The 13372-nt window shown below is 69.2% G+C and carries 13 protein-coding genes; 6 read left to right on the top strand and 7 right to left on the bottom strand.

All coding sequences use genetic code 11. The features are described from left to right. Positions 1–50 precede the first annotated feature (50 nt). The 5 genes from GV001_RS15095 to GV001_RS15075 all read right to left on the bottom strand — a co-directional run bounded on the left by GV001_RS15095 (position 51) and on the right by GV001_RS15075 (position 3454). On the bottom strand, positions 51–1220 hold the full coding sequence (locus GV001_RS15095; RefSeq protein ID WP_160081251.1) for an MFS transporter: 1170 nt from the start codon (positions 1218–1220) through the stop codon (positions 51–53). Positions 1221–1228: 8 nt separating this feature from the next. Then, positions 1229–1738, bottom strand: a complete 510-nt coding sequence (locus GV001_RS15090; protein WP_160081250.1) for an HPP family protein — start codon at positions 1736–1738, stop codon at positions 1229–1231. 11 nt (positions 1739–1749) lie between these two features. Next, positions 1750–1998: a DUF1272 domain-containing protein gene (locus GV001_RS15085; protein WP_160081248.1), complete on the bottom strand. Its 249-nt coding sequence runs from the start codon at positions 1996–1998 to the stop codon at positions 1750–1752. A 15-nt stretch (positions 1999–2013) separates the two neighbouring features. Beyond that, entirely contained in the window at positions 2014–3006 is a 993-nt protein-coding gene (locus GV001_RS15080) for a GlxA family transcriptional regulator (RefSeq protein WP_160081246.1), read from the bottom strand. Positions 3007–3187: 181 nt separating this feature from the next. Next, the gene (locus GV001_RS15075; RefSeq protein WP_160081244.1) at positions 3188–3454 is read right to left on the bottom strand and encodes a hypothetical protein; all 267 of its coding nucleotides are present in this window, start codon (positions 3452–3454) and stop codon (positions 3188–3190) included. A 240-nt stretch (positions 3455–3694) separates the two neighbouring features. On the opposite strand from GV001_RS15075, the gene GV001_RS15070 reads away from it, so the two are divergent. Continuing rightward, the gene (locus GV001_RS15070) at positions 3695–3886 is read left to right on the top strand and encodes a PLD nuclease N-terminal domain-containing protein (protein ID WP_160081242.1); all 192 of its coding nucleotides are present in this window, start codon (positions 3695–3697) and stop codon (positions 3884–3886) included. 166 nt (positions 3887–4052) lie between these two features. After that, on the top strand, positions 4053–4913 hold the full coding sequence (gene speE / locus GV001_RS15065) for a polyamine aminopropyltransferase (protein WP_160081240.1): 861 nt from the start codon (positions 4053–4055) through the stop codon (positions 4911–4913). Between the two features lie 65 nt (positions 4914–4978). Here speE and GV001_RS20415 read toward each other — a convergent pair whose 3' ends face one another. Next, entirely contained in the window at positions 4979–5521 is a 543-nt protein-coding gene (locus tag GV001_RS20415; protein WP_372238590.1) for a methyl-accepting chemotaxis protein, read from the bottom strand. A gap of 1330 nt (positions 5522–6851) precedes the next feature. On the opposite strand from GV001_RS20415, the gene GV001_RS15055 reads away from it, so the two are divergent. Beyond that, a complete protein-coding gene (locus GV001_RS15055) occupies positions 6852–8933 on the top strand; it encodes an LTA synthase family protein (RefSeq protein ID WP_372238543.1) in 2082 nt (693 codons plus the stop codon). A 63-nt stretch (positions 8934–8996) separates the two neighbouring features. Here the strand turns inward: GV001_RS15055 and GV001_RS15050 are convergent, their stop codons facing one another. After that, positions 8997–10022, bottom strand: a complete 1026-nt coding sequence (locus GV001_RS15050) for an AraC family transcriptional regulator (protein WP_160081236.1) — start codon at positions 10020–10022, stop codon at positions 8997–8999. 110 nt (positions 10023–10132) lie between these two features. Here GV001_RS15050 and GV001_RS15045 point away from each other — a divergent pair, with 110 nt between their 5' ends. From GV001_RS15045 to GV001_RS15035, 3 genes are read left to right on the top strand one after another with little or no spacing between them, the layout of a single operon-like run. Further along, positions 10133–11605 carry an NAD(P)/FAD-dependent oxidoreductase gene (locus GV001_RS15045; protein ID WP_160081234.1) on the top strand — a complete coding sequence of 491 codons (1473 nt, stop codon included), beginning with the start codon at positions 10133–10135 and terminating at the stop codon, positions 11603–11605. After that, on the top strand, positions 11589–12536 hold the full coding sequence (locus GV001_RS15040; RefSeq protein WP_160081232.1) for an alpha/beta hydrolase: 948 nt from the start codon (positions 11589–11591) through the stop codon (positions 12534–12536). The genes GV001_RS15045 and GV001_RS15040 overlap by 17 nt, the downstream gene beginning before the upstream one ends. Beyond that, positions 12521–13282: an SDR family oxidoreductase gene (locus GV001_RS15035; protein WP_160081230.1), complete on the top strand. Its 762-nt coding sequence runs from the start codon at positions 12521–12523 to the stop codon at positions 13280–13282. The genes GV001_RS15040 and GV001_RS15035 overlap by 16 nt, the downstream gene beginning before the upstream one ends. The last annotated feature ends 90 nt before the right edge of the window (positions 13283–13372 follow it).

Raw genomic sequence — 13372 nt, 5'->3', positions numbered from 1 at the left:
GGTCGCCTTGTCTGTTTGTGGCCCTGGCGTGTGCCGGTACACGCCAGCATTCAGGCCGGCGCGGCCACCTTGCCGATGGCGCCGCGCAGGGCCAGCAGGGCCAGCGCCAGCAACGGCAGCATGGCCAGGTTCACCGGGTTCCAGCCGATGCTGCTGAGCAGCGCGCCGGAGGCGAACGAGGCGCCGGCCGCCACCGTGCCGTTGCCCAGCTCCATTAGCCCCTGGGCCTGGCCGCGTTCGGCCGGCGCGTGGGCACTGCCGAGCAGGGTCGTGCCGGCCACCAGCATCAGGTTCCAGCCCATGCCGAGCAGGCAGGAAGCGATGAGGAAATGTCCCAGGGCCTGGCCGGCCAGGGCTATGCCGGCACTGAGCGCGAGCAGGGCGATGCCGAGCAGGGCCACGCGCGGGCTGCCGAGGCGGTCGACCAGCGGCCCGGCGATGAAGGCGGGGAGGAACATGCCGAGCATGTGCCACTGGATCACCCGCGCCCCATCCTCCAGCGCCAGGCCGCAGAAGCTCATGGCCAGGGGCGTGGCGTTCATCACCATGATCATCAGGCCGTGGCCGATGGCGGTGGTGGCCATGGCCGCGCGGATCCGCGGGCGCCCGAGCAGCTCGCCCAGGTCGCGCAGGCTGCCGCTGGCCGGGGCCGGCACGCTGCCCTCGCGCAGGCCGGCGAGCGGCAGCAGGGCCAGCAGGGCGAGGACGGCCAGCAACAGGTAGGCGCCGGCATAGGGGGTGGCCAGGGCGTTGCGCGACCACAGGGTGAGGGTCGGCGCGAGCAACGCGGCGCACACCCCGCCGCCGATCACCCAGGCGCTGGCGCGGCCCTTGTGCGCCTCGTCCACCGCCTCCAGCGCGGCGAAGCGGTAGTACATCGCCGAGGCCTGGTACACGCCGATCGGCAGGGCGCCCAGGCAGAACAGCAGGAAGCTCGCCTGCCACACGCCCAGGGCGCTGAGCAGGCCGCCGCCGATACCGGCCAGCGCGCCGAGCAGCAGCCCCGGCCGGCGCCCGTGGCGCTGCATGAGCAGCGACAGCGGCTGGGTGCTCAGCAGGTTGCCGATTACCAGCAGGGCCAGCGGCAGGGTGGCCAGGCTGTTCAGGGGCGCCAGTTGCAGGCCAACCAGGGCGGTCAGGGTGATGCCGATCAGCGAGCAACTCCAGTACAGCGCCTGGGCGATGAACAGGCGCAGCAGGGTCGGATTGCGCAGCAGCATGCTCGGCCTCACCAGTATTTCGGGTAACGCCCGCTGCGCGTGGCGTTGTTGAAGAACAGCGCGACCAGCACCAGCAGCAGGGCACCGACCAGGGTGGGGAAGAGCAGGAAGCCCCAGCCCGGCTGGGCCAGGAAGATGATCACCGGGTTGGAGCCGGCCGGTGGGTGTACGGTGCGGGTCAGCATCATCAGGGCGATGGCGCTGCCGACCGCCAGGGCCAGCACCCACCACTGCGGGCCGAAGGCGTGCAGGAACGCCAGGCCCACCAGGGAACTGAGCAGGTGCCCGCCGATCACGTTGCGCGGCTGGGAGAAGGGCAGGTCGGCAAAGCCGAACACCAGCACGCAGGAGGCGCCGAAGGAGCCGAGCAGCAGGCTCAGCGACAGCAGGTCGCCGGCGCTGGCGACGCAGGCGATGGCCAGCACGCCGCCCAGCCAGGCCAGGGCGACCTGCTGCAGGCTGGCGCGTGGCGGCAGGGCAAGGGCGTCGCCACGGAACTTGCGCAAGAGTACGAGCATCTGGAGGTTCCTCAATAGTTGGCCTGGCAGCCGCCAGGCTGATGGATGCGCACGGCGGAGGGCGGGTTGGCGGCCAGCTTGGCGGCCGGGCGAATCGGCCGGCGCAGCAGCTCGCCGCCGCAGTTGGGGCAGTGATCGTGCAGGCGCTGCTCGGCGCAGTCGCGGCAGAAGGTGCACTCGAACGAGCAGATCATCGCGTCCGTCGACTCGGGTGGCAGGTCGCGGTCGCAGCATTCGCAGCCGGGGCGTAGTTGCAGCATGCTCATCTCTCCTGATCAGGCGAAGCGTTCGGCGTAGTCCTGGGGGCTGACCGCCAGGTGCTTGTGAAAGGTGCGGCGCAGGTTTTCCGGGTGGTTGAAGCCGGTCAGCCGCGCCACCGTGGCGATCGACGCGCCGCTGTCCTGCAGCAGCGCGCGCGCCGCCTCCAGGCGCAGGCGCTCGACGTAGCGCCCGGGGCCCATGCCCAGTTCCTGGACGAACAGGCGCGACAGACTGCGGCTGGACAGGTTGGCCTGGCCGGCCAGGGCCTCCAGCGACAGGTCCGCCGCGAGGTTCTGCGCCATCCATTCGAGCAGGCCGAGCAGGCGTGGCGTGCGGTTGGCCTGCGCGGTGAGCAGGGCACTGAACTGCGCCTGGCCGCCGGGACGCCGGAGGAACATCACCAGGCGCCGGGCCACGGCCAGGGCCAGTGGGCGACCGAGGTCGGCCTCGACCAGGGCCAGGGCCAGGTCGATGCCGGCGGTGACTCCGGCCGAGGTGAATACATGGGCCTCGCCGTCCTGGCCGCTGGGGTCGTAGGTGTGCAGGCGATTGCCGTCCACCTCGATCCGCGGGTAGGCGCGCAGCGCCTCCACATCCGCCCAGTGGGTGGTGGCCCGGCGCCCGTCGAGCAGGCCGGCGGCGGCCAGGATCAGCGCCCCGGAGCACACCGAGCCGAGGCGGCGCAGTTGCGGCTCGGCTGCTCTTAGCCACTCAAGCAGCGCTTGGTTGCGGCACTGCGCGCCTTCGCCAAGGCCGCCGGGAATCAGCAGGGTGTCCAGGGTCGCCGGCGCGGTATCGCGCCAGGCCTGCTCGGCCACCAGCTGGAAGCCCGCCGAGGTGGCGACCGGGCCGGCTTGCTCGCCCAGCACCCGCAAGCGGTAGGGCGACGGCAGGCCCAGGCGCTGGCACTCGACATTGGCCGAGGCGAACACCTGCAGCGGGCCGCTGACATCCAGGCTCATCACGTCGGGGTAGATCAGGCAGGCAATGGTCCGTGGGGCGTCCATGGGGCGGCTCTCGCAGAAGGATGGAGGCAGTCTGCGCTCGGCTGGTCATGGCGACAATGACAATAAACCCACAGATATGGACAGAGCCGTGTCGTGCGAATCCCGTTTAGCAGGCAAGAAAAACCCCCTCGCCCAGAGGGCAGAGGGGGTGGGGTGGCGGCAGGCCGGGGAAGGCGAAGTCTTACTCCGGCATGCTCCACGGCTCGAGGTCGTAGCCCTGGCGGCTCAGTTGCTCGCGCGACTGGGTCAGGACATCGGCCAGTTGCGCCGGGTCGCGGTAGGTGCTGCTGGTCAGGCGGGTCTGGCCGACGCGGGTGTTGGTCCGGTCGATCACGGTGAGGCTGAGTTCGCCGCTGCCGTCCTGCTGGGTCCAGGCTACACACTGGAACGGCTGGAAGGCGCGGCCGGCAATCAGGAGTGCTTCGTTGACGCGGAGCAGAGTGTTCATGGGTCTGTATCTCCAATGGATGCCCAATATGCGATCTGGCCTACGAAAGCGTGCAATACCGTGGCCTGTGTTGTGTTGATGGCGAAACCTGACCCTAAAGTCACAAGCTGTCGTAAAAACACAGCAATATGTCGCATGTGTCCGATTTACGGGCTTTTCCTGAGTACCAGGCAGAAAAATGGAACCACCACGGATTGCGCTTATCCTAAACAGGTAACCCCATCCCAAAGGAGTGTCACCATGGGTTCTACCTTGTACAGCCTGCTTACGCTGGTCATCTTTGCCCTGGATATCTGGGCGATCATCAATGTGGTCAAAAGCTCGGCCGACACCGTGAAGAAGGTGCTCTGGGTGGCCCTTGTCGCCTTCCTGCCTGTGCTTGGCCTGATCATCTGGGCCCTGGCCGGCCCCCGCGGCAACGTTCGTCTGTAAGTTGCCGCGGCGCCTGAACATCGCCCAGCCCGGCGGATCTACCGCAGGAAGGCGCTTCAGCATGGCTCCAGCTGTGGAGCCACCCCGCTTATGCCCTTACAATGCGCGCCTTTTCATGGGCGGGTGACAGTCCGTCCGCATCCACCACCTCGACGGGGGACTACCCATGAGCGACTACCTGGAAACTCTCTACGACGGCTATGGCCAGCGCTTTCGCATGGACAAGCTGTTGCACGAAGTACGCACCGAACACCAGCACCTGGTGATCTTCGAGAACGCCCGCATGGGCCGGGTGATGGCCCTGGACGGGGTGATCCAAACCACCGAGGCGGACGAGTTCATCTACCACGAGATGCTCACCCACGTGCCGATCCTCGCCCACGGCAACGCCAAGCGCGTGCTGATCATCGGCGGCGGCGACGGCGGCATGCTGCGCGAGGTGCGCAAGCACCGCGGCGTGGAAAGCATCACCATGGTCGAGATCGACGGCACCGTGGTCGACATGTGCAAGGAGTTCCTGCCCAATCACAGCTGCGGCGCCTATGAAGACCCGCGGCTGAACCTGGTGATCGACGACGGCATGAACTTCGTCGCCACCACCACCGAGAAGTTCGACGTGATCATCTCCGACTCCACCGACCCAATCGGCCCGGGCGAGGTGCTGTTCTCCGAGAACTTCTACCAGGCCTGCCGCCGCTGCCTGAACGACGGCGGCATCCTGGTCACGCAGAACGGCACGCCGTTCATGCAGCTGTCCGAGGTGCAGAACACCGCCAGCCGCATGGACGGGCTGTTCGCCGACTGGCACTTCTACATGGCCGCGGTGCCGACCTATATCGGCGGCAGCATGACCTTCGCCTGGGGCAGCACCGATGCCGAGTACCGCAAGCTGCCGCTGGAAACCCTGCGCCAGCGCTTTGCCGGCAGCAGCATCGTGACCCGCTACTACAACCCGGAAATCCACCTGGGTGCCTTCGCCCTGCCGCAGTACGTGCTGCAGGCGGTGAACAAGCCGAGCAACGACTGAGGTTGCCGCGCAGCATGAAAAAGCCGGCGCAAGCCGGCTTTTTCATGTCTGGCGCGTGACTGTCTTCAGCGCTGTTCGGCGACCCGCTGGTGCAGCTGCTGGGACAGCTGGTCGAGGCGCTCGCCCAGCTCGACCAGGGATTCCTGGGCGTGCAGCAGTTCGGCGCTGGCGGCGCGCTGGCGCAGGCTGGCTTCGCGCTGGGCGGCGCTGTTGTCGCGCACCTGCACCAGTTGGCGGTGGGCCTGGTCGAGGGCCTGGCTGTGCTGGAGGATGGCGCCAGAGAGGTTTTCCGTCAGGGTGGCGTTCTCGCTGAGGGCCTCGCCGACATCGCTGACCTGCTCGGCGCCGGTGTTGACGATCTGCTCGGACTGGCCGAGCACGCTCTGTACCGTGTCGGCGGTCTGGTTGCTGCGCTGCGACAGGCTGCGCACCTCGTCGGCGACCACCGCGAAACCGCGGCCGTGCTCGCCGGCGCGGGCCGCCTCGATGGCCGCGTTGAGCGCCAGCAGGTTGGTCTGCTGGGCGATGGCGCTGATCATCTGCATGGATTCGGCGATGCGCTGGTTGCTCTGCTGGATGGCCTGCATGCTCTGCCGGGCGTCCTGCATGCGCTGGGCGCAGGTGGTGACCTGGCTGCTGCTGTGCTGGGTGTCCTGGCTCAGCTGCTGCATCTGCGCGGTGCTGGCGGCGAGCTCGGCGAGCACCTGGTGCACGGCCTGATCGAGCTGCTGCATGGCGGCGGCCTGCTGCTGCACGTCGCCGTCGATGCTCTGGCAACGCTGGCGCATGCTGTCGAGGGTCTGGTAGAGCTGTTGCGACAGCTGGCGCAGGTCGCCGGCGCTGTGCCGCACCTCGTCCAGCAGCGCCGCCAGCTGCTGGCTGCCGGCGGTGGCGGCCTTGCCCACCCGCTCGGCCTCGGCGAGGTGCTGCTGGGCGTCGTCCAGCGCCTGCTGGCGGACCTTGGCGCTGTACCACTGGGCCAGCCACATGGTGAGTACCGGCAGCATGTAGCCGGAGTAGTCGTTGAGCATGGCATCGCGCGGGCTCAACTCGAACACGGGCAGGGCCGCGCCGCTGCGCTGCAGGCGGATCAGCCAGAACACGAAGAGCAGTTGCAGCAGGGCCCAGAAGGCCGCGCTGCGCCCGCCCAGCAGCAGGTAGGCGAAGCCGATCACCACCAGCGGCCAGAAGATATGCGCTGAATGCAGGCCGCCCAGGTGGTAGATGAGGATCATCGCGTAGCTGCTGATCAGCGCCATGGCGAAGTTGGCCACGCCGCGCGCCGGCAGCCAGGCGTTGCGCAGCACCAGCAGGGCCAGCGGCATGCCGATGATCAGCAGGAAGGAGCCGTGCAGCAGCGCGTCGTTGCCCAGGCGCCCCCATTTGATGCCGCTGTACAGGCCGATGGCCAGGCCGCAGAAGGCGAAGAAGGTGAGCATGCGGCTGAGCAGCTGGGTGCTGTGATCCTGCTCGATCGGCGGCATGGCGCTGGCTAAAAGGCCCTGTTGCATGGGGGGCTCCGTTGTTGTTCGTTGCCGAGGCTGTCGGCCGCGCGGTGGGCGGCTTGAGCGATGGTCTGGGGGATGGGCTGCACCGCGCCCGACGGGCGGATACTGGCAGAAGGCCGGTAGCCAGAGTACCGCGCCAACAGGCTGGCGGCGACCGCTTGACGACCAAGCCGCCATGGCTGAACGGGCCCCGGCGCGGGTGGCGACGGCGCCATGCGGGTTTGCGCCCGGGGGCTGGCCGAAGCGGCCGCAGGAAAGGCGAAATCGCCTTGTGCGGCGGCAGCCCCGGCGCGCTTGTCGGCACTGAACCCGAGGGCCAGGGTAGGGGTCTACCCAATCCGGTTCGACAAAAATTTCACGGCGGCCGGCGCAGCATAGGAAAGCTTCTGTGCCGTGCCTTGTCCGGCCCCCTCGTCGCTCTTTGCCTGGAATGCCCATGCCCGTCGCCGCTACCCCGAATCAGCCGGCCTTGCCCGTGCGACCCCTGCCGCCCACGCTCGCCAGCCACCTGGCGTTCACCGCCGCCAGCGCCGTGCTGCTGATGCTGATGTACTCGCTGCTGCGCGGCGCGCTGCTGCTCTACAACTTCGACCAGGTCGGTGCCACGCCGTGGCTGCAGATCGCCGAGGCCTTCGGCAACGGCCTGCGCTTCGACCTGCGCCTGGTGGTGTATGCCTGCGCGCCGCTGCTGCTGGCGCTGCTGAGCCCAGGGGCGATGGCGGCGCGGCGCCTGCACGTGGCCTGGCTGACCCTGTTCGCCAGCCTGACCCTGTTCCTCGGCGTCAGCGAGCTGGACTTCTACCGCGAGTTTCACCAGCGCCTGAACAGCCTGGTCTTCCAGTACCTGCAGGAAGACCTGGGCACCGTGCTGAGCATGCTCTGGAACGGCTTCCCGGTGCTGCGCTACCTGCTGGCCTGGGCCCTGGCCACGCTGGCGCTGGCCTGGTTGTTCCTGCTGATCGAGCGGAGCACCCGGCCGCGTGCGCGCCAGCCGGGCCTGGCCTGGTACTGGCGGGGGCTGGTGTTCATCCTCTGCCTGCTGCTGGCGGTGCTCGCCGCCCGTGGCACGCTGAAGCAGGGCCCGCCGCTGCGCTGGGGCGACGCCTTCACCACCGACTCGATGTTCGCCAACCACCTGGGCCTGAACGGCACGCTGACCCTCATCGATGCGGCGAAGAACAGCTTCTCCAGCCATCGCGACAACGCCTGGAAAGCCAGCCTGCCGCCCGCCGAGGCGCTGCAGACGGTGCGCCAGATGCTGCTCGGCCCGCACGATGCACTGGTCGATGGCGACCTCGCCGCCGTGCGCCGCGACTTCCAGCCGCCGCAGGCCGGCACGCTGCCGATCCGCCATGTGGTGGTGATCCTCATGGAGAGCTTTGCCGGGCGCTGGGTCGGCGCGCTGGGCAGCGATGCCAACATCACCCCCAACTTCGACCGCCTGAGCCGGGAGGGGCTGCTGTTCACCCGCCTGTTCTCCAACGGCACCCATACCCACCAGGGCATGTTCGCCACCATGGCCTGCTTCCCCAACCTGCCGGGCTTCGAGTACCTGATGCGCACCCCGGAGGGCGGCCACCAGTTCTCCGGCCTGCCGCAGCTGCTCAGCGCCCGCGGCTACGACGACGTCTACGTGTACAACGGCAATTTCCAGTGGGACAACCAGTCCGGCTTCTTCAGCAACCAGGGCATGCGCAACTTCGTCGGCCGTGAGGACTTCGTCGACCCGGTGTTCATGGACCCGACCTGGGGCGTGTCCGACCAGGACATGTTCGATCGCGGCGCCGAGGAACTGGCCAAGCTGGACCCGGCCAAGCCCTTCTATGCCTTGCTGCAGACCCTGTCCAACCACACCCCCTATGCCTTGCCGGCGCAGCTGCCGGTGGCGCCGGTCACCGACCGTGGCGGGGCCAACCAGCACCTGACCGCCATGCGCTACTCGGACTGGGCCCTGGGCCAGTTCTTCGAGAAGGCCAAGCAGGCGCCGTACTACAAGGACACCCTGTTCGTCATAGTCGGCGACCACGGCTTTGCCAGTGGCGAGCAGCTGACCGAGCTGGACCTGTTCCGCTTCAACGTGCCGCTGCTGCTGATCGCCCCGGGCATCCAGCAGCAGTTCGGCGCGCAGCGCGACACCGTGGGCACCCAGCTCGACGTGGTGCCGACCATCATGGGCCGCCTGGGCGGCGACGTGCGCCACCAGTGCTGGGGCCGCGACCTGCTCAACCTGCCGGCGGGCGATCAGGGCATCGGCGTGATCAAGCCGTCAGGCAGCGATCAGACCGTCGCCCTGGTCAGCGGCAGCAAGATCCTCGTGCAGCCCAAGGGTTTGGAACCGCGCCTGTACGACTACCAGCTCGGCGCCCAGGCGCGGGTCAGCCTGCTGCACGACGACCCGGCCCAGGCGCCGATGCTCAAGCGCCTGCAGTCCTTCCTGCAGGTGGCGACCGCCAGCCTGCTGGACAACAGCAGTGGTGCCGTCGGCGGGCGGGGGCAGCAGGCCGCCCGCTGAGTGCTGCGCTCAGAACCTGTCTACGATCTCGCGGGCTGGACGCAGCAGATCGTAAACGGGTGCTCAGGCCGGCTCACCGAGCCGGTACTGCCGCGGCGGCACGCCTTTCCAGCGTTTGAAGGCATGGATGAAGTTGGACACTTCGCCATAGCCCAGGCGCTCGGCGATTTCCTCCAGGCTCAGGCCGCCGGTGGCCAGCAGTTCCTCGGCCAGGGCCTGGCGCACTTCCTCCAGCAGGCTGCGAAAGCTGGTGCCTTCCTCGTCCAGGCGCCGGCGCAGGGTGCGCGAGCTCATGTGCAGGCTGCCCGCCACCTGCTCCATGTCCGGCAGGCGGCCGGGGCGGCTCAGCAGCAGGCCGCGGATCTGCCCGGCCAGGCCGCTGCGCTGGCGGCGCTTGTCCAGCAGCAGCTGGCACTGCTGCTCGCACAGGTCCACCGTGCGCGGGTTGGCGCCGGGCAGGGGGCGGTCGAGCAGGCGGCGGTCGACCACGAAGCGGTTGCAGGGCTGGGCGAAGTTCGGCTGCACGCCGATTTCACTGAGGTACAGGCTGCTGTCGGCGGGTTCGGCGCTGCGCAGGTCGACGCGCAGCAGCGGCACCTCGCGGCTGTTCAGTTCGCGTAGCACCTGGAGCATGCCGCCCAGGTCACGTTCGAGGATGAAGCGGCGCAGTTCCGGGGCGATGGCGCGGTCGTCCAGCAGCAGGTGCGCCTCGTCGCCGTGCTCCTCCAGCTGCATGCCGTGGAAGGCATAGGTCAGGTCCAGGTAGCGCAGGCCGAGGCAGGCGGCATCGCGGTAGGTCGGGCTGCTGAGCAGGGCGAAGCCCCAGATGCCGTAAGTGTTCAGCTGGTAGCGCTTGCCGGCGAGCAGGCCGATGCCCGGGCGCTCGCCGAGGGCGCGCACCAGGTTGCCGATAAGCAGCAGCTCCTGGCCGGTTTCCACCTCGCCGCCGGGGTCGGCCAGCTGTTGCCAGCTCAGCCCGGTGCCGGCCAGGCAGGCGTCGATCGACAGGCCCTGGTCGAGGCCGAACTGGGTCAGCAGCTGGACGCTGATGGCGCTGCGGCGCTGCGGCCAGGGAGTGGTGATGGGCATGGCGGGCTTGTCCGAAAGTCACAATTTTCTGGCCGACTATGCCATAACTCGGGGACGCGGCAGCACTTAGGATTCGTTCATCGCCTGCATGGCGGTTCACGGAGAGCACAATGTCCAACAATACTCCCGAGCATGCGCCCCTGGGCGTGCTGATCATCGGTGCCGGTTTTGCCGGCCTGGGCCTGGCCATGCGCCTGCGCCAGCAGGGCAGCGACGACTTCCTGATCCTGGAAAAGGCCGCCGAGGCCGGCGGCACCTGGCGCGACAACCATTACCCCGGCGCGGCCTGCGATGTGCCGTCGCACCTGTATTCCTTTTCCTTCGAGCCGAAGACCGACTGGAGCCGGCGCTTCGCCCCGCAGGCGGAGATCTTCGCCTACGTGCAGCAGTGCGTGGCCAAGTACGACCTGCAGCCGCGCATCCGCTGCAACAGCGAAGTGGCCGAGGCCTGGTTCGACGAGCCGGCCGCGCTGTGGCGGGTGCAGACCCGCGATGGCGCGCGCTTCAGCGCCCGCGCCCTGGTCAGCGCCTGCGGCCAGCTCAACCGGCCGGCGTACCCGGCGCTGCCGGGCATCGAGGGCTTCGCCGGCGAGGCCTTCCATTCGGCGCGCTGGCGCCATGATGTGGACCTGCGCGGCAAGCGCGTGGCGGTGATCGGCACCGGCGCCAGCGCCATCCAGTTCGTCCCGCAGATCGTGCCCCAGGTGGCGCAGCTGATCCTGTTCCAGCGCTCGGCGGCCTATGTGCTGCCCAAGCCGGACCGTGCCTACAGCCGCTTCGAGCTGACGCTGATGCAGCGTTGGCCGTGGACGCAGAAACTCGACCGGGCCCTGCAGTACCTCTACCACGAGGCTCGCGGCGTGGCCTTCTTCATCCTGCCGGGGCTGATGAAACTGTACCGCGGCAGCTTTCTGCGCCACCTGCGCCGGCAGATCGCCGACCCGGCCCTGCGCGAGCGCCTGACCCCGGACTACCCGCTGGGCTGCAAGCGCATCCTGATCAGCAACGACTACTACCCGGCGCTGGCGCAGCCCCAGGTGGCGGTGGTCGACACGGCGATCCGTGCGGTCGGCGCCCACGGGGTGATCACCGCCGACGGCCGCGAACACCCGGCGGACGTGCTGATCTACGGCACCGGCTTCACCGCCAGCGATTTCCTCGCGCCCATGCACATCCGCGGCCTCGGCGGCGTCGAGCTGAACCAGGCCTGGCAGGAGGGCGCCGAGGCCTACAAGGGCATCAGCGTCAACGGCTTCCCCAACCTGTTCCTGCTCTACGGGCCGAACACCAACCTGGGGCACAACTCGATCATCTACATGCTGGAGAGCCAGTACCCCTACGTGCTGGCCGGCCTGCAGCAGTTGCAGCAGGGCGTGCGCTACCTCGACGTGCGCGCGCCGGTGCAGCGGGCCTGGAACCGCCAGGTGCAGCACGACATCCAGCACTCGGTGTGGGAGCAGGGCTGCAGCAGCTGGTACAAGAACGCCGCCGGCAAGCACACCAACAACTGGTCCGGCTTCACCTTCAGCTACCGCCAGCACACCCGCCAGCCGGACTGGAGCGACTATGACCTGGTCCGTTGAGCTGGCGGCCCCCACGGGCGCGGGTCAGCGCCTGCTGACGGCGCTGTTGCGCGGGCTGACCTGGCTGCTGTTTCGCGGCGGCTTCCACCCCGGCGTCGGCGTGCCGACCCAGCGCCGCCTGCTGCGCTGGGGCACGCGCCTGGCACGGGTGGCGCGCGGGGTGCGGGTGGTGGCGGGCGAGCTGGGCGGGGTGCCCTGCGAGTGGCTGCAGCCGGCGCGGGACAACGGCTGGGTGCTGCTCTACCTGCATGGCGGGGCCTTTATCGTCGGCGCGCCGCAGACCCATCGCAGCCTGACCAGCTACCTGGCGCGGCACGGCCAGCTGCGCGTCTGCGCCCTGGATTACCGCCTGGCGCCGGAGCATCCGTTCCCGGCGGCCCGCGACGATGCGCTGGCGGCCTATCGCGCCTTGCTGGCGCAGGGCCAGCCGGCCGAACGGATCGTCATCGCCGGCGATTCGGCGGGCGGCAATCTGGCCCTGGTCAGCGCGTTGCGCCTGCGCGAACTGGGCCTGCCGTTACCGGCAGCACTGGTCTGCCTGTCGCCGCTCGGCGACCTCGGCGGCGCCAACCTGCATGCGCCGGCGGCGGGCGACCCGCTGCTGCAGCTGGCCTGGCTGGAGCAGGGCGCGGCGGCTTACTGCCCGGCGGGCATGGAGCGCCGCGATCCGCAGCTGTCGCCGCTGTATGCCGAGCTGCATGGCCTGCCGCCGTTGCTGGTGCAGGTCGGCGAGGACGAGATCCTGCTGCGCCACAGCCAGTTGCTGGCCCGGCGCGCGGTGGCGGCCGGGGTGGATTGCCGGCTGGAGCTGTACCGCCGCCAGTGGCACGTGTTCCAGATCAACTGCGGCCTGCTGGCCGGCGCCGACCAGGCGCTGCAGCGGCTGCTCGACTTTCTCCGCCTGCGAGGTTGCCCATGCCCACTATCCTGATCAGCGGCGCCGCCTCCGGCATCGGCGCGGCCACCGCCCGGCTGTTCCATGCCCGCGGCTGGCAGGTCGGCCTGCTGGACATCAACCACGGCGCCCTGGCCGAACTGGCCGCCGAGCTGGGCGGGGTCTGGCACGCCGAACTGGATGTCGGCGATGCCACGGCGGTGGGCGTGGCCCTGGCCGACTTCGCCGCGCAGCACGGCGGCCGCCTGCGCCTGCTGTTCAACTGCGCGGGCGTGTTGCGCTTCGGCCACTTCGAGCAAATCGATCTGGCGGAGCACGCACGGATCCTGCAGATCAACGTGCTGGGCCTGCTGCACGTGACCCATGCCGCCTTTCCCTACCTGAAGGCGACTCCTGGCGCCCAGGTGATCAACATGGGTTCGGCCTCGGGCCTGTACGGCACGCCGCACATGGTCAGCTATTCGGCGTCGAAGTTCGCCGTGCGCGGTCTCACCGAGGCGCTGGAGCTGGAGTGGCGGCGCCACGGCATTCGCGTGGGCGACCTGATGCCGCCCTTCGTGCGCACGCCGATGGTCGACAGCCAGACCTTCGAGCCGCCGGCGCTGCGTCGCCTGGGTGTCAGGCTGCGCGCCGAGGACATCGCCGCGGCGGTCTGGCGGCAGGCCGAGCGGCCCCTGGTACACCGGCCGGTGCACTGGCTGTTCAAGCTGATGTACTGGAGCGGGCAGGTGTCGCCACCCTGGGTGAGCCGCGCGATCATGGGCTGGCTCAGCCGCAGCTGAGAGCCTGGCGCCAGGGGGCCGGCGCGCAGCGCCCCGTCTGTCGCCGCAGAAACATTTTGCTCATCTCTGCGGGCGACAGCCGCCTGCGCC

Origin of the sequence: Pseudomonas sp. 8AS (assembly GCF_902506505.1) — a bacterium.
Classification (GTDB): Bacteria; Pseudomonadota; Gammaproteobacteria; order Pseudomonadales; family Pseudomonadaceae; genus Aquipseudomonas.
The sequence above is the reverse complement of the archived record's forward strand: the minus strand, read 5'-3'. Positions and strand labels throughout refer to the sequence as shown.